This is a genomic window from Streptomyces huasconensis (genome assembly GCF_021028635.1).
Taxonomy (GTDB): Bacteria; Actinomycetota; Actinomycetes; order Streptomycetales; family Streptomycetaceae; genus Streptomyces; species Streptomyces huasconensis.
Genome location: NZ_CP086119.1, coordinates 7629140 through 7647881, shown reverse-complemented (window position 1 = coordinate 7647881; position 18742 = coordinate 7629140). Strand labels below are relative to the sequence as shown.

At 71.1% G+C, this 18742-nt stretch carries 15 protein-coding genes and 4 pseudogenes; 9 read left to right on the top strand and 10 right to left on the bottom strand.

The window, feature by feature from the left end; genetic code table 11:
• The first annotated feature begins 204 nt into the window (after window positions 1-204).
• The gene (locus J2N69_RS34125; protein WP_269075649.1) at window positions 205-1503 is read left to right on the top strand and encodes a streptophobe family protein; all 1299 of its coding nucleotides are present in this window, start codon (window positions 205-207) and stop codon (window positions 1501-1503) included.
• Between the two features lie 63 nt (window positions 1504-1566).
• On the opposite strand, the gene J2N69_RS34120 is transcribed toward J2N69_RS34125, so the two are convergent.
• The 3 genes from J2N69_RS34120 to J2N69_RS34110 are packed head-to-tail and all read right to left on the bottom strand — an operon-like array spanning window position 1567 to window position 5821.
• Window positions 1567-2583, bottom strand: a complete 1017-nt coding sequence (locus tag J2N69_RS34120) for a serine/threonine-protein kinase (protein ID WP_230904176.1) — start codon at window positions 2581-2583, stop codon at window positions 1567-1569.
• Entirely contained in the window at window positions 2583-3443 is an 861-nt protein-coding gene (locus tag J2N69_RS34115) for a hypothetical protein (RefSeq protein ID WP_230904175.1), read from the bottom strand. Before J2N69_RS34115 ends, J2N69_RS34120 begins: the two co-directional genes overlap by 1 nt.
• 11 nt (window positions 3444-3454) lie before the next feature.
• Window positions 3455-5821, bottom strand: coding sequence for an ABC transporter ATP-binding protein/permease (locus tag J2N69_RS34110; protein ID WP_230904174.1), 2367 nt, complete (start codon window positions 5819-5821; stop codon window positions 3455-3457).
• Between the two features lie 161 nt (window positions 5822-5982).
• Here J2N69_RS34110 and J2N69_RS34105 point away from each other — a divergent pair, with 161 nt between their 5' ends.
• A complete protein-coding gene (locus tag J2N69_RS34105; RefSeq protein WP_230904173.1) occupies window positions 5983-6477 on the top strand; it encodes a trypsin-like serine protease in 495 nt (164 codons plus the stop codon).
• 108 nt (window positions 6478-6585) lie between these two features.
• The gene (locus J2N69_RS34100) at window positions 6586-7167 is read left to right on the top strand and encodes a snapalysin family zinc-dependent metalloprotease (RefSeq protein ID WP_272595860.1); all 582 of its coding nucleotides are present in this window, start codon (window positions 6586-6588) and stop codon (window positions 7165-7167) included.
• A gap of 556 nt (window positions 7168-7723) precedes the next feature.
• On the opposite strand, the pseudogene J2N69_RS34095 reads toward J2N69_RS34100, so the two are convergent.
• A pseudogene (locus J2N69_RS34095) lies at window positions 7724-8124 on the bottom strand (pyridoxamine 5'-phosphate oxidase family protein).
• A 221-nt stretch (window positions 8125-8345) separates the two neighbouring features.
• The gene (locus J2N69_RS36590) at window positions 8346-8768 is read right to left on the bottom strand and encodes an STAS domain-containing protein (RefSeq protein ID WP_330166844.1); all 423 of its coding nucleotides are present in this window, start codon (window positions 8766-8768) and stop codon (window positions 8346-8348) included.
• A gap of 228 nt (window positions 8769-8996) precedes the next feature.
• On the opposite strand from J2N69_RS36590, the pseudogene J2N69_RS34085 reads away from it, so the two are divergent.
• Window positions 8997-9723 (top strand): annotated as a pseudogene (locus tag J2N69_RS34085) (response regulator).
• A gap of 545 nt (window positions 9724-10268) precedes the next feature.
• Here the strand turns inward: J2N69_RS34085 and J2N69_RS34080 are convergent.
• Window positions 10269-11140: pseudogene (locus tag J2N69_RS34080) on the bottom strand (universal stress protein).
• Here J2N69_RS34080 and J2N69_RS34075 point away from each other — a divergent pair.
• Window positions 11127-12311: a universal stress protein gene (locus J2N69_RS34075; RefSeq protein WP_330166863.1), complete on the top strand. Its 1185-nt coding sequence runs from the start codon at window positions 11127-11129 to the stop codon at window positions 12309-12311. The pseudogene J2N69_RS34080 and the gene J2N69_RS34075 overlap by 14 nt on opposite strands.
• 292 nt (window positions 12312-12603) lie before the next feature.
• Here J2N69_RS34075 and J2N69_RS34070 read toward each other — a convergent pair.
• A pseudogene (locus J2N69_RS34070) lies at window positions 12604-12753 on the bottom strand (SAM-dependent methyltransferase); the annotation flags it as partial.
• Between the two features lie 219 nt (window positions 12754-12972).
• Here J2N69_RS34070 and J2N69_RS34065 point away from each other — a divergent pair.
• Entirely contained in the window at window positions 12973-13704 is a 732-nt protein-coding gene (locus J2N69_RS34065; protein WP_408056850.1) for a S1 family peptidase, read from the top strand.
• 536 nt (window positions 13705-14240) lie between these two features.
• Here the strand turns inward: J2N69_RS34065 and J2N69_RS34060 are convergent.
• Complete coding sequence (locus J2N69_RS34060; RefSeq protein ID WP_230904169.1) at window positions 14241-15206, bottom strand: pirin family protein; 966 nt, start codon at window positions 15204-15206, stop codon at window positions 14241-14243.
• Window positions 15207-15350: 144 nt separating this feature from the next.
• On the opposite strand from J2N69_RS34060, the gene J2N69_RS34055 reads away from it, so the two are divergent.
• The 3 genes from J2N69_RS34055 (at window position 15351) to J2N69_RS34045 (ending at window position 17513) form a co-directional block, all read left to right on the top strand.
• Window positions 15351-15701 (top strand): tetratricopeptide repeat protein, encoded by a 351-nt coding sequence (locus J2N69_RS34055; protein WP_230904168.1) that lies wholly within the window; start codon window positions 15351-15353, stop codon window positions 15699-15701.
• A gap of 159 nt (window positions 15702-15860) precedes the next feature.
• On the top strand, window positions 15861-16442 hold the full coding sequence (locus J2N69_RS34050; RefSeq protein ID WP_230904167.1) for a dihydrofolate reductase family protein: 582 nt from the start codon (window positions 15861-15863) through the stop codon (window positions 16440-16442).
• A gap of 135 nt (window positions 16443-16577) precedes the next feature.
• Window positions 16578-17513, top strand: coding sequence for a glycoside hydrolase family 18 protein (locus J2N69_RS34045; RefSeq protein ID WP_230904166.1), 936 nt, complete (start codon window positions 16578-16580; stop codon window positions 17511-17513).
• A 51-nt stretch (window positions 17514-17564) separates the two neighbouring features.
• Here J2N69_RS34045 and crcB (J2N69_RS34040) read toward each other — a convergent pair whose 3' ends face one another.
• Both crcB (J2N69_RS34040) and crcB (J2N69_RS34035) read right to left on the bottom strand, forming a co-directional pair.
• The gene (gene crcB / locus J2N69_RS34040; RefSeq protein WP_230904165.1) at window positions 17565-17939 is read right to left on the bottom strand and encodes a fluoride efflux transporter CrcB; all 375 of its coding nucleotides are present in this window, start codon (window positions 17937-17939) and stop codon (window positions 17565-17567) included.
• A 75-nt stretch (window positions 17940-18014) separates the two neighbouring features.
• On the bottom strand, window positions 18015-18506 hold the full coding sequence (gene crcB, locus J2N69_RS34035) for a fluoride efflux transporter CrcB (protein ID WP_230904164.1): 492 nt from the start codon (window positions 18504-18506) through the stop codon (window positions 18015-18017).
• Between the last annotated feature and the right edge of the window lie 236 nt (window positions 18507-18742).

The following is an 18742-nucleotide window of genomic DNA, read 5'->3' as shown; positions in this document are numbered from 1 at the left end:
GACGCTCACGAACACTTCCCTGCGTAGGGGGATCGGCGACGTACCTTATATCCCGGTACGCGCCTATTGTGTGCTCCGGCATCCGGGGGCTCGCAAGCCGACGCAGGTCGGCCTTCCCGAAAGCCCTCCCGAAAGCCCTCCCGAAGGCCCTCCCCAAGGCCCTCTCGAAAGGCGGACCGGTCCCGCGCTGCTTAGCGTGGCACCGTGAGCGAGCAGACACCGCCGCGGCCGGCCGGGGCGCAACGCGCGGAGCAGGGCCGACGCGCCCCTCATGGCTGGCCCCATGCCCTTGCGGCCGTGCTCGCCTCCTTGGCGGCCATGGCCGTCGTCGCCGGGCTCGGCCTGTGGGCCGCGGGAGCCGCCGACCTGCCCGGCGGGGCGTTCCCGAGTGTCGTCGCGGCCGTCGTCGTGATGGCGGTCGGCGGCTCCGTCGGGCTCTCCGGCGACGCCGGGATGATCGCCGAGACGGACGCGGGGCTCTCCGTGCTCCCGCTCTCCGCCAGCCTCGTCGGCGCTCTGGTGGTCGCCGCCGGGTTCCTCCGGCCGCTGCGGCACCGGGCCGTGGCCGACGTGCGGGAACTCGTCGGCTGGGCCGCCCGGGTCGCGGTGCTGTGGGTTCTGCTGCTCACCGGCCTCGGCCTGCTGGCCCGGCACCGCTTCGCGATCGCGCTCGGCGACGGGCCCGGCGGGGAGATCGGCGATCTGCTGGACTCTTCGCCCGAGGTCGGATTCAGGACGGACGTGCCGCTGACCCTCGTCTTCGGACTGCTGTGGCTCGCGGGCGTCCTCGTCGTGGCACTGTCCGTCTCGCGCGGCGCCCCGCTCCCCGCCCGCCTGCTGCGCTTCCAGGAATCGGTGCGCCCCGCGGCGTACGCCATGGTGTTCCTGCTGCTGTCGTACGCCGCCCTGGGGCTCGCCGCCGGCCTCGTCGTGGCGGCGACCCGCGGCCATGCCGCCGAGACGTTCGCGGTGCTGCTGCTCGGGTTGCCCAACCTCGTCTGGCTCGCCTTCACCCTGGGGCTCGGCGCGTCCTGGGAGGGCCGGGTCGACGGGCCGTTCGGGCTGCCCATGCCGCGGGTCCTCGACGAGGTGCTGCGTACGCCGGCCGATTCCACGCTCAGCTTGCGGACTCTCGCCGAGCACGACGGGCGGGTGTGGTGGCTGCTGGTCGTCGCGGCGGTCCTGGTGCCAACAGCGGCGTTCCTGATGGCGGCCCGCTCCCCGGCACGGATGCGGGCCTGGCAGCACGCCGTGCACATGGCGGTGGCGCTGGCCCTCACCGTGCTCGCCGTCTGTCTCCTGGCGGGCGTGTCGGCCCACTACGGGCTCTCGCTCCTCGGCATCGGGGATCTCGGCGGGGGCCTGTCCGGCCTCGTGGAGCTGCGGCCGCACCTCTGGAAGGCGCTGCTCCTGGCCGTTGCCTGGGGTCTGGTCTCGGGGTTCCTCGGCGGGGTGCTGGCGCGGCGGGTCCATCGGCGGGGCGAGGTGCGGCCCGGGGCCTGACCTGGCGCGGGCTGTCCTGGCCTGGAGCGGGCTGTGCGGTCGGCCGTCAGGAGCCCGGCCGCTCTATTCGGTCAGCCGCCGGAAGACCGGCTGGGCCCAGCGGGGTGGGTCGGGGGGCGCGCCCGGGTGGGCCGGGGCCTGCTCGACGCGGCGGTCCACCCGCGTACGGGGGTGGCCGTCCGTACAGCTGCCCATGGCCGCGGCCCGCAGCGTGGCGGCGAATTCCAGGCACGACCCGTACCGGTCCTCCGGGCTCTTGGCCAGCGCCTTCGCGAGGACCCCGTCGAGGCCGGGGGGAACACCCGGCCGCTTCTCCGCCAGGCGGGGCGGCTGGTCGTACTGATGGGCCCAGAGGAGGGCGATGTCGTCGTCGCGCTGGAACGGCGGCCCGCCCGCCATGGTCTCGTATACGACGCAGGCGAGGCTGTAGACATCGCATCGGCCGTCCACCGGGCGGCCCGATATCTGCTCCGGCGCCACGTAGTCGAGGGTCCCTACGAACTGGCCCACGGTCGTGAATCCGGTCAGCGACAAGGACTTCTTCGTCAGGCCGAAGTCCGTGAGGTAGGCGTGCTCGGGGTGGTCGCTGTCCGTGCCCTTGGCGATGAGAATGTTGCCGGGCTTGACGTCCCGGTGGACCAGGCCGTGGTCGTGCGCCGCGTCGAGCGCGGACGCGATCTGGGTGGCGATGCGGAGCGCGGCCGTGACGGAGAGCGGGCCGCCGCGGTCGAGCAGGTGGCGCAGATCGCTCCCGGGGACGTACCGCATGGCGATGTAGAGCACCCCGTCCGTCTCCCCGGCCTCGAAGACGGGCACGATGTGCGGGTGTTCGATCGCGGCGGCGACGCGTGACTCGTGCGTGAAGCGCCGCCGGAAGGTGTCGTTGCGGGCGAGTTCGGGGGCGAGCAGCTTGAGGGCGACGGTCCGGTCGAGGCGCAGGTCCCTGGCGCGGTAGACCACGGCCATGCCGCCGCGGCCGATCTCGCCCTCGACTTGGTAGTCCGCGATCCGCTGTCCGACCAGCTCGGAGGGCCGCCCGGAGTGCGGGCTCGGGCCGCCCTCGCCCGGCGCGGCCGCCATCAGGCGTCACCGGGCCGGAGCGGCTGATCGAATTCGTCTCCCTCGGGCGGGAGAAACGGGGCGGGGTGTCCGCCGTGCGGGGTGTGCGGTTCTGGGGTGTGCGGTTCAGGGGTGTGCGGTTCATCGACCACCTGAGTCTCCCCCGGCCCTACCGCCTCGCCCACCACCCGCGTCGGCTCAGGCCCTGCCACCTCATGTACCACCTGCGTCTCCCCCGGCCCCATCCCGGCGGTCGAACCGTCGGTTCCGTCGGTCGGTTCCTGCGCGGCGGGGACGAGGCGGGTCAGCTCCTCGTCAGGCGGAGGGGAAGCGCCGGGGGCGGCGGCGGCTGCCCGTGGGGGTTCGGCGGCCTCGTGGTCATCGCCGTGTCCCTCGGTGGCGGGCCCTTCCGTCGCCGCGTACGTACTGAGCCGCGTTCCGTCGCAGTACACCCACCGCTCGTGGTCGGCGTCGTAGAGCCACAACGATTCGCCCTCCACGACCACGCCCACCCGCAGCCCGTGCGTCCCGCGCCGGAAGGACTCCCCGTCGCCGCCGCCCGCCAGTTTCTCCGCCGCACGCCGGTAGCGGCCGAGGGCCTCCTCGGTCCTGGTCAAGAGCGGACGCGGGTCCGCCGTGCGGGCCAGGGGGCCGCTCGCGCCCGGCGGATCGCGTGGGACGGCGACCAGGAGCCGACCGTCGACCCATGCCGACCAGCCGTTGGCGCACACGATCCGGCCCCAGTCGCCGAGCCGGTCGACCAGTTGCACGGGCAGCAGCGCGTCGAGGGGGGTCGTCGGACGCTCCACGTCGGGTGCCTCCCAGGCGGGCAGTCCGTCCTGGGGAACCACATGGGTGGGGCGGAAGTCCGCGGGGGTCATCGCCGGTGCTCCTACTTCCGCATCACGGCGGGTTCGTGGCGGCGCAGCAGCCTGGCGACCACGTATCCGAAGACGGCCGACAGGACCACCAGCATCCCCATGTCGAGCAGCCAGACACCCGCGGAGTGCCGGAACAGCGGGTCGGTGGTCAGTTCGCCCGGGACGATCCTGCCGAGGCCGATGGTGCCCGCCATGGCGCCCAGCGCCCAGCGCGAGGGCACCAGCCACGCCAGTTGTTCGACGCCGGGCACGCCGTCCAGCTTGAGGAGCGCGCCGCAGAAGACCACCTGGACGATGGCGAGGAACACGAGCAGCGGCATCGTCACCTCTTCCTTGCGCACCAGCGCCGATACGAGCAGGCCCAGCATCATGGCGGTGAACGCCAGCAGGGCCACCGCGAGAGTGACTTCCACCAGCGGTGGCAGCAACACCCCTTCGCCGCCAGGCGCGTTGAGGTCGACGCCGAGGAGAGCGACGAGGGTCAGCACGACGGCCTGGAGCACAGTGACCGTGCCGAGGACGACGACCTTGGACATCAGATACGCCGATCTGGAGAGCCCCACCGCCCGCTCCCGCCGATAGATGACGCGTTCCTTGACCAGTTCGCGCACCGCGTTGGCGGCACCGGTCAGGACTCCGCCGACGCAGAGGATGAGCAGCGCGTTCATCGCCGTCTCCTGCGTGAGCCGGCTTCCGGCCAGCGCGCGGGCCATGGCGCCCATCACGAACGGCAGGGCGATCATGATGGCGAGGAACGTGCGGTCCGCGCCGAGCGCGGCCGCGTACCGCCGCACCAGCGTGCGCAGTTGGGAACCCCAGCTCTGCGGCTTCGGCGGCGGCGCGAAGGAGCCGGGCGTGGCCGCGCCGTCCTGCGGAAGGGACGTCAGGTACGGCTGCGCGGAGGAGTTGACGATGTAGCGCTGGTACAGCGGAGAGAGGTGGTAGTCCCGTGCCCAGTCCCGGTCGCGGTCGCCTTCGAAGGCCTCGAACGCCTCCGGCCACTGCGGGAAGCCGAAGAACGGCAGCGCGTCCCGCGGCGGCCCGTAATAGGCGATCTTCCCGCCTGTGGCGAGGACGAGGAGCCGGTCGCACACGTCGAGGCTGAGCACGCTGTGCGTGACGACGATGACCGTGCGGCCGTCGTCGGCGAGGCCGCGCAGCATGTGCATCACCGAGCGGTCCATGCCGGGGTCGAGCCCGGACGTGGGCTCGTCGAGGAAGAGCAGCGAGGGCTTGGTGAGCAGTTCGAGTGCGACGCTCACGCGTTTGCGCTGGCCGCCGGAGAGGCTGTGGATGGGCTGGTCGGCGCGTTGTTCCAGGCCGAGTTCGCGGATGACCTCGTCGACTCTGGCCCGGCGTTCCGCCCGCTCGGTGTCCTGGGGGAAGCGGAGTTCGGCGGCGTAGCCGAGGGCGCGGCGCACGGTCAGCTGGGCGTGCAGGATGTCGTCCTGCGGTACGAGGCCGATGCGCTGGCGCAGCTCCGCGTAGTCGCGGTAGAGGTCGCGGCCGTCGTAGAGGACGGTGCCGCCGTCCGCGGGGCGCAGCCCGGTGAGGGCGTTGAGCAGGGTGGACTTCCCCGCGCCGCTGGGTCCGACAACGGCCAGCAGGCACTTCTCGCCGACGGGGAACGAGACCTGGTCGAGGAGTGTCTTGCGGCCGCGGTCGACGGTGACCGTCAGGCCCTGGACGTCGAGAGACACCTCGCCCGTGTCGACGTACTCCTGCAGTTGGTCACCGACGAGGCAGTACGCGCGGTGGCCGACGCCGACGATGTCCCCCGGTGCCAGAGGGGCGCGGTCCACCGGCTGGCCGTTGAGGTAGGTGCCGTTGTGGCTGCCGAGGTCGACGATCTCGTACGTACCGTCCGGGAGGACCCTCAGTTCGGCATGCCGACGGGAGACGACCAGGTCGTCGATGACCACGTCGTTGTCGTCGGCGCGGCCGATGCGGACGGTGCGGGTGGGCAGCGGGCGCACGGTCGTCGGCTGCCGGAAGGTGCCGGTGGCCGAGGGCGTGCTGACGGAGGAGGGGCGTTCGGGGGCGCGGGGTTCGGGCGGAGCGCGGCCGACGACCACCGCGCGCGGGCCGTCGGTGACGCTGCCGAAGCGGATGACGCTGCCCGGCCCGATTTCCCCTTCCTCGACGCGCCGCCCGTCGGCGTACGTTCCGTTGGTGCTGTGCTCGTCCTCGATGGTCCAGTGATCGAGCTCGGCGTGGAGGACGGCGTGATGCCACGAGACGCGGATGTCGTCGATGACGATGTCGCTCAGCGGGTCGCGGCCCACGTGGTAGTCCCGGCTCGGACTCAGCACCGTGGAGCCGGTGTCGGTCTCCAGCACGAGTTCGGGCGCAGTCGGCGCCACAGGCCGCTTCCCCATGCCAGAATTCTACCCATTCGCCGGAATCTCCGCCTGAGGTCACCGCCACCGGCCTCCACCGGCCGGGGAGCACGAGGGCGAGCAGCACGTGGTCGATGAGTTCGGCAGTGGATCGGGGCTGCCCAGGCAAGATCTGCCCAGGCAAAAGGCGAATGCTTGAGGTGGCTGCCGCGCCAGACCTCGACCGCGCGACGCGGCCGTCCTACGAGGACGTACTCCCGGAGATGACCGGCACACAGCCCATCATCGGCGGCCAGGAGACAAAGGCGCAGCCCTACGACGCCCGCCTGTTCAAGAACCGCCAGGATCACTGCACCGCCACCATGCTGTCAGCCCGTCACATCCTGACCGCCAGGCACTGCGTGAACACATCCGCGCAGTACACCTTCCGTATCGGCAGCACCCACGCGTACAGCGGCGGCACCACGGCCACCGCCGCACGCGTCACCTTGCACGCCTCGGCCGACCTCGCCGTGGTGAAGCTGGACCGGGACGTCACCAATACACCCGCCAAGATCGCCAGCACCTACCCCCAGAGGGGCTCCAACGTCTACGGGTGGGGCGCCACCTGCAAGCCAGACCCGCCTACGGCGGTACCGCGAACGGCAGGTAAGCAGGCGTCGCCGCCTTGGCCCGGCACGGCGTCGTCGTCATGAGCTATCGCCCCACCAGTTGACACGGTTGGCATGTCCGCGACACTCGACTTGGTCCCCTCTCTCGTTCCCCCGCAGGGTCCGAGAGCCCCCACGTGTGAGAGGACAGTGATGGTGCACTTTCTACGGTTGGGTATAGCCGGTGCCTCGGCAGGGATGCTCCTGACCGCGGTCCCGGCGGCGCACGCCGTGTCCGCGGCCGAGCCCACCACGCCCAAGAGCGTGGCCGCGCAGGTCACGCTCCGCTACGACGCCAGCCGAGCGGCAGGCTGGGAGCAGGCGATCTCCGCCGGGGTCGCCTCGTGGAACGGCAACGTCGGCAACGTCAAGCTGGTCAAAGCCGCCCCTGGCAGCCGAGCTGAGATCCAGATCGTGGCCACCACCGGCTGGCCGCAGGCCACGCTCGGACCGGTCCGCCCGGGCGGCCGGGGCCGGGTCGAACTGGGAAGTCAGGCGGTCTCCCAGGGCTACGACAAGACCCGCATCGTCGCCCATGAACTCGGCCACAACCTGGGCCTGCCGGACACCAAGCCCGGCCCCTGCTCGCAGCTGATGTCGGGCTCCAGCGCCGGTACGGGCTGCCGTAACGCGGTGCCCGACGCGGCCGAACGCTCACGCGTCGAGAACGCGTACGCGAACGGCGCCGCGGCACCCGCCCGGACCGACGGCCGCGTGCTGGTGGACGCGCCCTAGTCGCAAGGGCCATCCCGAGGTGACGGTGCCTGACCCCAGCCATGGCGCGGGCAGGGACCGTCACCTGCGCGTGTGCGGCGGTGAGTGAGCAGGTTTCTGTCGACAGCTTGGAGTGTCGGGAAGGGTCCTTTCCTCTCGTTGTGCCATCCCGTGATGCACATTCGCCCCGGTCGCGCCAGGAGACGGTGGTCTCGTCGGCGAGGCGGCGGGCCATGAAAGTGGCCATCGCGAGAGCGTTCCGCGGTCGCGGGCCAGGCGGCGGTGGGTGCAACATCAGCCAGTCGTAGGTCCGCTCGACCGAAATGAGAAGGCAGCTCACCCACAGAAGAGGCTGATGCCGCGGGATACCCGCCGACGGCAGGCGCAGCGGCCTGAGCAACCTGGAGGAGCGGGCCCGCGGCGTGGGCGGCACCCTGCGGATCGACAGCCCGGACGGGGGCGGCAGTCGGGTGGTCTGGCGAGCGCCGCTCTCCGCTGACCTCACCGGATAACCGTCGGCTGCGCTGTCAGGGCCTGCCCGAGCCCGTGGGGGCTGGCCGTGCGCCGTTCGCGGGCCCTAGCCGGTGAGCCGCAAGCCCGTGACCAGGTTCGGCTTTATGCGCAACGCCGCATCCTTGACTGGGCGTTCCGCCCAGGGGCGCAGACGGGCGGCGAAGCGCGCGAGTTCGCGGTCGTCGGTGATCCGGTGGGCGTATCCGGTGACCACGACGCTCCAGCCGATGTGGGTGTCGGGGTCGATGACGTCCGCCTCGTAGGCCACCACGACATCGGTTGCATGGGTGGCCGTCACGATGGAGGCGAGCGTGGCGCCGTCGGGCATCCGGACGATGATGTCCTCACCGTCCATGAGGTGGTTGACCGGACGATGGCCGGGAGGGCCTGGTGCGTGAAGACGATGCGCCCGAGCGAGACACTGCCGAGCCGGCGCAGAGCCTCGGTCCTGTCGAGCTGCCCGATCCGTCGGGGTGCCGAGCCATCGCCTCACGGTGGCCGGCCACCGCTCCTCGTATGGCTTCGTCCTTCATGGTGCCCGCCTTCTGTGCCAGTCCCGGTTCAGAGCCACTTCGCTGTCTTCCGCCAGCGTGTTCCGGTACTCGCTGCCGCGATAGGGCCGAACGGGCCTCTCCAGCAGGCCGGTTGCCCGCCGCAGTCGACAGCCCCGCGTCTCTCCGGCCTGATCAGGCGAAGGAGCAGGGCACGGTGCGATCCACCCCCAGAGCGCGGCTGACACGGGCGGGAAACCGCTGGATGCGGCACAGACTCAGGCGGACACCAGCCGCCGCACAGCGACGGTGCGTGCGGAGGAGGAGCGCGACGCCAGAACTGTCACAGAAAGTGACAGCCGCCAGGTCGAGAACCAGTTCGCGCTCCGCGTCCCGCGTGACGTGAGCCAACGCCGACTCGATGTGGGCGACGGCGTACAGGTCGAGTTCCCCGGCCATGGCGACGGCCGTCGTGCTGTGGTCCAGTGGTGCTATTGCCCCGGCTGTGCCGGCGGAGCAAGCCCACCAGAACGCCCTTGTGGGCGGCAGGTCCGCCGGGCCCCTCCCGCAGGGCCGAAGGTCCCTGTGTCTGCGCTGTTCCGTCGCCGCGGTACCCATGGCCGGATACATGCGACATGCGGGCGCTTCACATACGCCGTGCTACCCCGCTCGGGGTGGCCCCAGGGAGCGGTGCGTGGGGCTCCACAGCAGCGGGCTACCGACGTGGACGGGGCCTGCCCGGAAGAGGTGAGGGCCATCCGGCCCTGGCCGAAGGGCCCGGTGAAGCGGCACGACGCTGACGCATCCGCCTTCGGGGCGGACGTTTCGGCGAACACGGAGAGTGTGATGACGGACAGCAGCGGCCTCACCGAGAAGGAGCCGGTCAGGGTCTTCCTCCTCGACGACCATGAGGTGGTGCGTCGCGGCGTCCACGACCTGCTGGACGCCGAGCCCGACCTGACCGTCGTCGGGGAAGCGGGTACGGCCGAACAGGCGCTGGTGCGCGTCCCCGCACTGCGGCCGCAGGTCGCCGTCCTCGACGTGCGCCTGCTGGACGGGGACGGCGTGAGCGTGTGCCGCGAGCTGCGCTCCCGCATGCCCGACCCTGGCCTGCCTGATGCTGACGTCGTTCGACGACGAGGAGGCCTTGCTCGACGCGATCATGGCCGGTGCGTCCGGCTATGTCCTCAAGCAGATCACCGGCACCGACCTGGTCAATGCCGTGCGCCCCGTCGCCTCCGGCCAGTCCATGCTGGACCCCGGCGCCACGGCACGGGTGATGGCCCGGCTTCGTGGCGGGTCCTCGCAGGAGGAACGGCCTCAGGGCTTGCCCGGACTGACCGATCGGGAGCGGGAGATCCTCGCCCTCGTCGGAGAGGGTCTGACGAACCGGGAGATCGGCACACGGTTGTACCTGGCCGAGAAGACGGTCAAGAACAACATCTCCCGGCTGCTCGCCAAGCTGGGTGTGGAACGCCGGGTGCAGGCCGCCGTCATCGCCACCCAGGCGCTGGCCGCCCAGGCCGATCAGGGGGACCCGGCGGGAGGCGGCGGGCGCCCGCGGTCCCGGTAGAGGTTGATGGTCTGTATCGCCGCTCGGAGGCTTTCTAGCCCGGGCCACCGCGCCGGTCGTCGGCGCCATGAAGAACCAGGCGGAACGATCCGCCTTCTGCGGGCAGGCGACCCGCCGTGGGCATGCGCACCTGCTGAGCTCGTCTCGCAGGTGAGCTTCACCCTCATCCAGGCAGGTTTCGACGTACCGGAAGGCTCTTGCCGCCGCCAAGGACCCCCGACGCGGGTGCCTTGGGGTTGCGGTGGCCAAGGCGGCCGTGGGCGCTCTGGCCACTTGGACGGCCTCCGCCGGGTTCACCTCGCCGGCCCGTGAGCAGGCCGGCTGCGCGGTGAGCAGCGACAGCATGAAGGCGGTCGTGCAGGCTGCGGTAGCAGGAGTGCTGGTTCAGCTCGGGCACACCGTGACGGAGACACCCGACGGCGCTGATCTGGTGGTCATTGCCGACGGGTGCGGCGGGCAAGGGGGCCCGGTTGCCGCTGCCGGGCTGCCGGTGCCGCCCTCGTGGCGGGGACCGACCGCGTGGTGCGCCCCCGCTACGAAAGTCCTCAGCCGTGGGGTATGACCGCGACGGGGCAGGGACCGTGGTGCAGTGCCGCGTGGGCGACCGACCCGATGCGGGTACCGACGGGCGCGCGGCGCGTCCGTCGGCCGACCACGAGCATCTGCGCGTTCGCCACGACCGAGAGCAATACTTGGCCGGCGCTGCCGATCTCGACGTGCTCGGTCACCGGGACGGCGGGGTACCTCGCCCGCCATGGGGCGAGTGCTTCCGCCAGAGCCTTTTTCTCGAAGGACTCCAGTCCTCCCGCCTCGTCCGCCAAGCGCATCGAACCGGGACTGTATGCGTAGAGCGACGGCAGGCTCCAGGCCCGTACCGCACGCAGAGCCGCGCCGCGTGCGGCCGCTTCCTCGAAGGCGAAGCCGAGCACCGAGCCGCTCTCCTCCGGTGTGCCCTGCTGGCCCACGAGGATCTCGCCGTCCTGCGCCGGGGTTCGTCCGTCCTGGGAGCGCACCGAGACGACGGGCCGCTCGGCGGCGGCGATCACCTGCTGTCCGTAGGAGCCGAGGAGGAAGCCGACGAGCGCCCCGTGCCCCCGCGAACCCAGCACCAGCATCTCGGAGGCCTCGGCCTCCCTCAGCAGCGTGGCGACCGCGGTGTCGTGGACCACTTCCGAGGTGACCTTGAGGGCCGGGTAACGGCCGGCGACGCGTGTCTCCGCTTCACGGAGCACGGTGCGGGCGGACTCGGCCTGGGCGTCCCGGTCCTGGACGACGGGGACGTCAAGCGGCTGCCACAGCCAGGCGTGCACGATGCGCAGCGGCATCCCGCGCAGCGCGACCCCTCGTCCGCCGCCCAGTCGGCCGCCGCCAAGCTCTCCGCGGAGCCGTCCACTCCTACAGTGATGGCGCTGGTCATGGGGATGCCTCCATACGGCTCGACGGGCACGGCCGCGGCGGCCGTCCCTCTTCTCTCGTCAAGCATCCGGGAGGAGGCGGCCATCCGCCGAGGGCCGGTCGGCCCTGAGTCCCGGCCACCCGGCCCCCAAGCGGCCGTAAACCCGGCGATCATGAGCGGCCGTGAGGCCCCTTGGCCCGTGAGCGGGACCTCCGGCCCCCTGTGGGGATCACACCCCAACCGACCACTGAAGTCGTTGAAGGCACCCCCGAAACAAGCCACACCCGGCCCCCCAGGGCCGCCCACCCTACGGAGTCCCCGATGTTCCCGCACCGTCACCGTCGGCCACGACCGATCCCGGGAAAGCGTTGCCGCCACGGAGTGGGCCGCCCAAGAGGCCCTGCGCCGCGCGGTGCCTCTGCGCCTGCTGCAGGTATGGAGTGTCGATGACCCGCGCACACGTCTCGTCGATCCCGCAACGGCTCGTGGGTGGGGTGAGCGCACTCTGGCCACCGCCGAAAGACGGCTGCGGCGGCGCCATCCCGGCCTGAACGTCGAGACGGCATGGGTGAGCGGAGACCCGGTCGAGGTGTTGTGCGCTGCTGTCGGCGAAGCGGACCTGCTGGTGCTCGGCTCCCGCGGGCTGGGCGGGGTGGCCGGCTTCCTCGCCGGGTCCGTCTCGCTGGCCGTGCTCGCCCGCACCCAGCGGCCCGTCGTTCTTGTCCGCCCATCCAGTCCCTCAGAGCTCGAGGAGGACCGGTCAGGCGGACAGATCGTGCTCGGACTTGACGTGTTGGCCCCCAGCGACGAGTTGCTCGCCTTCGGCTTCGCCGCCGCCGACCGGTACGAATGCGATCTGCGCGTGGTGCACAGCTGGGCCCTGCCGGCGGTATACGGGCCGGACATGGGCGGTGCACTGCCCATGCTCATGACGGAGGTCGCCGAAGACGCACGCAGGTCGCTCGACGAGACGCTGGCTGCCTGGCCCCTGAAGTTCCCTGGCGTACCCGTGGTGCGCGACTGCCGTCAGGGCCGTCCGGCGGAGCACCTGACGGAGTTGTCGCACGACGCCCGGCTCGTCGTCGTCGGCCGCAAGGTGCGCCATGGACGGTTCGGCACCCACATCGGGGCCGTCACCCATGCAGTTCTGCATCACTCAACGGCCCCGGTCGCGGTCGTGCCGCACGACTGACCCCGCCCGACGGCCGAGCAGGCGCAAGGGGCGCTGACGCAGGCCCGGCCGCCCAGAACCGAGCACGCCACTGGAGGTGTCGTTCCGGTTGGGTGTGACGGCATGTCCGATCGGGGCGGGGAGGCAGGGTGGCGCAGCAGTTCGGGTACGAGGGCTGACCGAGCAGGAGGGGAAGGAGCTGCAGCGGACTGCCCGCCGCGGCATCACGTTCCGGCGCACCAAGACGTGGGGCGCTCTCGTGGCTGTCAGGGTCGGCAATCCGGTGCCGATGTCCAAACTGCCGCACTCCTCAGCCGGCGGTCAGGAAACGGACCGCGCGGCCGAGGAAGTCGCGGTCCGCGCGGGCCACTTCTCGGATCACCGGGAACATCGTGCAGACCTCGTCACCGACCTGCTGGTCGACTTCGTAGTGGTCTTTCCCGCCAATCCGGTAGTCCCACACCCGTGCGTTGTGCGCGACCCGGTATTCAACGCCTCACTCCCCATCCGACGGAATCGGTTGTTCCGCGGGGTCTTGTGCCGCCGCGGGCCGGGGTCCGCAGAGCCTGCCATCCATCTCTTCCGATGTCGTAGGGCTCGTGCGGAACGCTTTTGCTCAGCGGGGCCTCTCACTACCTGTACAGCCGTACAGCTGTACCCCTGAGAGGAGTTGTCCCAGTTGATGCGTCGCGTTCGTGTACTGCTGCTGACCGCCTTGGCGCTGGTCATGGGCTCGGTGATGTCGTCCGCTCCGGCCTCGGCCGTCATCGGCGGGTCGAAGAGCACCTACGGCCCATGGGCGGTGCGCATGCTCGTTGACGGCAAACCGGCGTGTACGGGGACAGCCGTCGCCCGCCAGTGGATTCTCACCGCCTCCCACTGCTTCTACGAGCAGGCGCTGCCGGTCGCCGACAAGCGGATCTCCTTCCGGGTGGGCAACCTCGACATGCGCAGGGGCACCAAGGTCCGCCCCATACCCGGCAAGCGCGTGGGCAGCGCACACGCCGACATGATGCTCGTCAAGGTCCCTCCGATGAATATCCCCACGGCACGCCTGTCCTCGGTCGGCGTCCATCGCGGCCAGGCCGTGCGGCAGTACGGGTGGGGCGCCACCTGCACGACGGACGAGAGCGCCTGCCAGTCTCCCGTCCTCAAGCAGTCGGACCTGAAGGTCGTACGGCCGAACGACCCCCTGTGCGCGGGTCACACCGCACCGGGCGGCCCCGACTTCTGCATGAAGAAGGTGAAGGGCATTCCCGCTGGGGGCGACTCCGGCGGTCCGGTGATGACCGTCGGCCCGCGCGGCACCGAAACCCTCATCGGCGTCTTCAACGGCTCCGACCGGGAGAAGAGCGCCGAGGCCGGAGAGGTCTCCCAGCAGCTGCGCTGGATTCGCTCCGTCATTCGGCGGTAGCAGCCGGCGCAGCTGAGCTGTCACGGCTGGGCGGGTCGCGGTTACCTCGTGACGTGCTTGAGCATCTCCCGTCCTGCTCAGCTGGTGCCGCCCGGCTGTGACTCCCTGGCCCCCCAGGACGCCGCCGCACTGAACCGCCCAGGCTCGGCACTCGCCGACAGCCATCGGGGGTCCCGTCCCTGCTCCCGGTCCATTCCACCAGTTCCCACTGTTACGGCCCCTGTCGCCTATGCAGCGGCTACCAAGATCCGGACCAGCTCCGGACCAGCCTCCGTGTGGGAGGTTCAAGGAGCATCGTTTTACCAGGTCAGCCAGGGTGCAACTGCTGTATACCTAGCAGACGAAGAACCCGCTGACCTACGATGCTGTGCCGCCAGAGCCGAGTTCCGCTTTTCGACGCTCTATTCCTTGACAAGGGCACACGTAGCCCCAGCCCCATCTCCACTTTGACCGCGCGACGGAGCCCCGGCAGGCACTGGTCAGCGAACAGCCACGCCATCGTCCACGAGTCGGCGGGCGTCACCCATCGCCCTAGGTCAGCGCACCCGTCCCCGCGGTTTCAGGGCTACCGGCGGCAGTTCCGGTGCGGGCAGCGCGGGGCCGTCGTACCCCTTCACCTCACCGAAGCGGGAGCCCGTCATCCAGTCCTTGCGCGCCTGCTCGATGTCTGCCTGCGTGCGGCCGACGAAGTTCCACCACATCACCAGCTCCTCCTCGAACGGCTCGCCGCCCAGGAGCATCAGGGATGATTCCGACTCGGCGCGCAGCGGGAGTTCGGTGCGGCCGCAGCCCAGGTAGAGCATGGAGCCGGGGAGCACCGGGACGCCGTCGACGTGGCACTCGCCGGACATGGAAAGGACCGCGTACTCGAAGTCCGGCTCCAGGGGGAGGCGTACGTCCGCGCCACGGGCCAGCGTCAGGTCCGCGCCGGTGATCGGGGTGTACGTCGTGCCGGGCGAGGCGGCCCCGTCGAGGCTTCCGAGGATCAGGGTCGCGGTCAGGCCGGGGGCCGTGATCCGCGGCAGCTCCGCGTGGTGCTCGAAGTGGGGGGCCGTGTGGCGGTCGGTGTCGGGGAGCGCGACCCACAGCTGTGCGCCGTGCAGGAAGCGGGCGTGGGCCCGCGGGCTCTCCTCGGAGTGCGAGATGGCGCGGCCCGAGGTCATCAGGCCCAGCTCGCGCGGGCGGATGGTCTGGAGGCTGCCGGTGGAGTCGCGGTGCAGGACCTCGCCCTCGTGCAGCCAGCTGACCGTCTGCAGGCCCATGTGCGGATGGGGCGGCACCTGCATGCCGGGCTCGTCCGCGATGTCGTCGGGGCCGTAGTGATCGACGAAGCACCACGCGCCGACCATGCGGCGCCCCAGGTTGGGCAGCAGGCGGCGGACCTCGGTGGACTCGCCGAGCTTGACCCGACGGGGGCTGAGGAGTTCCCGTACCGGTTCCGCGACGACAAAACCCCGGCCGCCGCACCTGCTCGGCACCGCCTCGCGATCAAGATTGCTCATGCCGCCCAACCTAGCCCTGTGGCCGCCGCACGTCAGTCATCCGTCAGGAGCCACCATCCGTCAGGAGCCATCCGCCCGTCACCCGGGCCGTTAGTGGAATACTCAACCATACGGCTTCGTTGCAGCGTCCGAAGGAGGCAGACAATGGAGATGACCTACTACGACCACGGGACCGCGGCGGAGCGCTGGGAGCGTGCGGGGCAGTTCTTCGAGGCCAAGGAGTACACGACGGCCGCGGGCATCCTCGCCGCCCTGGCCGACGAGGTGCCCGAGCAGGTCGCCCCGCGTCTGCTGCTCGCCCGCGCCTACTACCACTCGGCGCAACTGCTGCGTGCGGAAGCCGAGTTGCGGAGGGTGCTCGAACTCGACCCGGTCGAGAGCTACGCCCGGCTGATGCTGGGGCGCACGCTGGAGCGGCAGGGCCGGGCGGCCGACGCGGCCCCGCACCTGCGGATGGCCGCGGCGCTGGGCGGAGACTTCGGCCGCCGTTCCTGACAGCAGCCTCGCCCTTGCGGCACGCCGTTCCTGGCAGCACCCCTTCCCACCAGTACTCCGCCCGGCAAGGCCCCCCACCCCCCGCGTATCGTCGTCGTCACGGCAGGCGCCACGGCCGCCACGACCGCGGCGGCGACGACCGCGAGGAGTACGACCGTGATGCGGAAGATCATCTGGATGATGTCGGTCTCCCTGGACGGCTTCATGGAAGGGCCGAACCACGAACTCGACTGGCACCTCGTGGACGACGAGGTGCATCGCCACTTCAATGACAAGGTCCGCGTGATGGGCGGCATCCTGCACGGCCGCGTCACCTGGGAACTCATGGCCGAGTACTGGCCCACCGCCGACCAGGACCCGGCGAGCGGCGACATCGAGGTGGACTACGCCGGGATCTGGCGCGACATGCCCAAGTACGTGTTCTCCCGCACCCTGCGCGAGGCCGGCTGGAACACCACGATCCTGCGCGAGGTGGTGCCCGAGGAGATCCGGGCCCTCAAGGAGCAGGCTGACGGGGACCTCGTCATCAGCGGCGCCGACCTGGCCGCGTCCTTCCTGCGGCTGGGCCTGATCGGCGAGATCCACACCTACGTCCACCCCGTCGTGATCGGCCGCGGCAAGCCCATGTTCCGGGCACCGGACGTGCGTGCCGGCCTCCGGCTCGCCGGGACCCACACCTTCGGCAATGGAGTCGTGCAGCTCCGTCATGAGGTCATGGGTCATGAGGTCGTGCGGTCGTGAGGTCGTGCGGTCGTGAGGTCTTTTGGGCGTGAGGGCGGCCACTGAAACTAATGCGCATTAGCTCTGTCTCGGCCTAGCCATTCGCCGCAGGCCCCCGTAAGAATTGCGGCGACTTCGATCAGGGGAGAGATGAGCATGAAGAGGCGCAGCGTCCTGCTCGCGGCACTGGCTCTCACGGCCGCGTCGGGCGGTACGGCGATGGCGGCGGGGAAACCGTCCGCGGCGGGCAGACGCGTGGTCGTCTATTACCAGACGCAGTACACGAACGGCACGTACGTGTCACCGCTCGCGCTCACCGAGCGCCGCACCGGCGTCACGGACGTGCTGGTAGCCGCGGTGCACCTCAACGACCTCAACGGCCCATACGCGCCGGTGCACTTGAACGACGACCCGCCGAGCGCCGCCAAGTACGACTGGATGTGGCGGGACCTGAAGACCCTGCGCGGCCAGGGCGTGCACGTGCTGGCGATGGTCGGTGGCGCGGCGCCCGGCAGCTTCACCCGGCTCGACGAGGAATTCGACACGTATTACCCGCTGCTGCGGGACTTCATTCGGCGGTACGAACTCGACGGCGTCGACCTCGACGTGGAAGAGCAGATGTCGCTGGTTGGTATCGAGCGGGTCATCAGTGCGCTGCGCGCAGACTTCGGCGCCGGTTTCATCATCACGCTCGCGCCGGTGGCCAGTGCGCTCAGCGGCGGCGGAAATCTCTCCGGCTTCGACTACGACGCCCTTTACCGCAGCCGGGGCGGTGACATCGCGTGGTTCAACGCGCAGTTCTACAACGGCTGGGGCCGCGTGCACTCCACGGCCGATTACGACGCCATCATCGCCCGCGGCCTGATTCCCGCCTCGAAGGTGGTCGCCGGAACGCTCACGTCACCGGACAACGGCGGCAGCGGCTATGTCGGCATGACGACGCTGAAGTCCACGATCGGCGCCCTCGCCTCGAAGTACCCGGGCTTCGGCGGGGTGGCCGGCTGGGAGTACTTCAACTCCCGACCCGGCGGCACGGCCGCGCCCTGGAAGTGGGCGGCGGAGGTCTCCTCGGCGCTGAAGATCCGCCCCTGACAGGCTGCGTCGCGTGGACTGCCCTCCCCCCCCCGGCAGTCGAAGCGCGCGTCACAGCCACAGGGCCTCGGCGACGGCCACCCCCAAGAAGGCCGCGCCGAGGCCCGCGGCGACGCTGCCGAGCGCGTTCGCCGCCGCGGAGAACCGTGCCCCGCCCTCGGCGAGCCGCAGCGTCTCGTACGAGAAGGTCGAGTACGTGGTGAGGGCCCCGCACAGGCCGGTGCCGAGGAACAGTTGCGTGGAGGTGGCGGCGGCGCCCGCCGCGGTGGCCCCTGCGAGTACGCCGAGGACCAGGCTGCCCACGACGTTGACGGTGAAGGTGCCCCACGGGAAGAGGGTGCCGGTGCGGCTCTGCACGGCGCGGTCGGTCAGGTAGCGCAGCGGGGCGCCGATCATCGCCCCGGCGATCACGAACAGCCAGTTCACCGGGCCTCCCCCCGTCCCATGGCCAGCCAGTTCACCGGGCCTCCCCCTGGAGAGCGGCCGGTGCGTGTGGCCTCGTCATGACCGCCTCCACCCCACCAGGCGGCGCGTGGTCCACGCCGCGCCCCACACCGCCGCCAGCGCCGCGAGCAGCGTCAGGGCCAGATAGGCCAGCCCCGTACGGGCGTGGCCGCCGCTCACGAGTCGCTGGATGTCCACCGCGTACGTCGAGAAGGTGGTGAAGCCGCCGAGCACGCCCGTGCCGAAGAACGGCCGCACCAGGCGGTGTGCCGCCCACACCTCGGTGATCAGCACCATGAAGACGCCGATCACCGCGCATCCCACCGCGTTGACCGCGAACGTCGACCAGGGGAAGCCGTCGGCGGCCACGGGCCACAGGAGAGACGCGCCGTAACGCGCCGATGCCCCGAGCGCGCCGCCCACCGCCACCGCGGCGATGACCGGGCCCTGCTCCCGCGTCGGCGCGTACCGAGGCCGCCGTGCGGGGGTGGAGAGGTCGGGGTCGGCATCCGCGGGTTCGTCGACCGCTCCGGACCGCTGGGCTTCCATGGGCATCGCCTCCTACTCGCGTCGCCCGTCGCCGGACGCACTCGCTCGCAAGTAGGGACCGTCGGCGGCATCCTTCGCCGCGGTTCGGGTACGGCGGGCCCCACCGCCGCGCGGCGCCCAGGAGGCCGGGCGGGCCTATGCCCCGGGAAGATCACCGCTCACACCAGGTTAACCGCCCGGGCGGGACGCCGCGTCGCCGGGCGCGCGGTCCTCTGCCGGGGCAGGACAGCCACGAC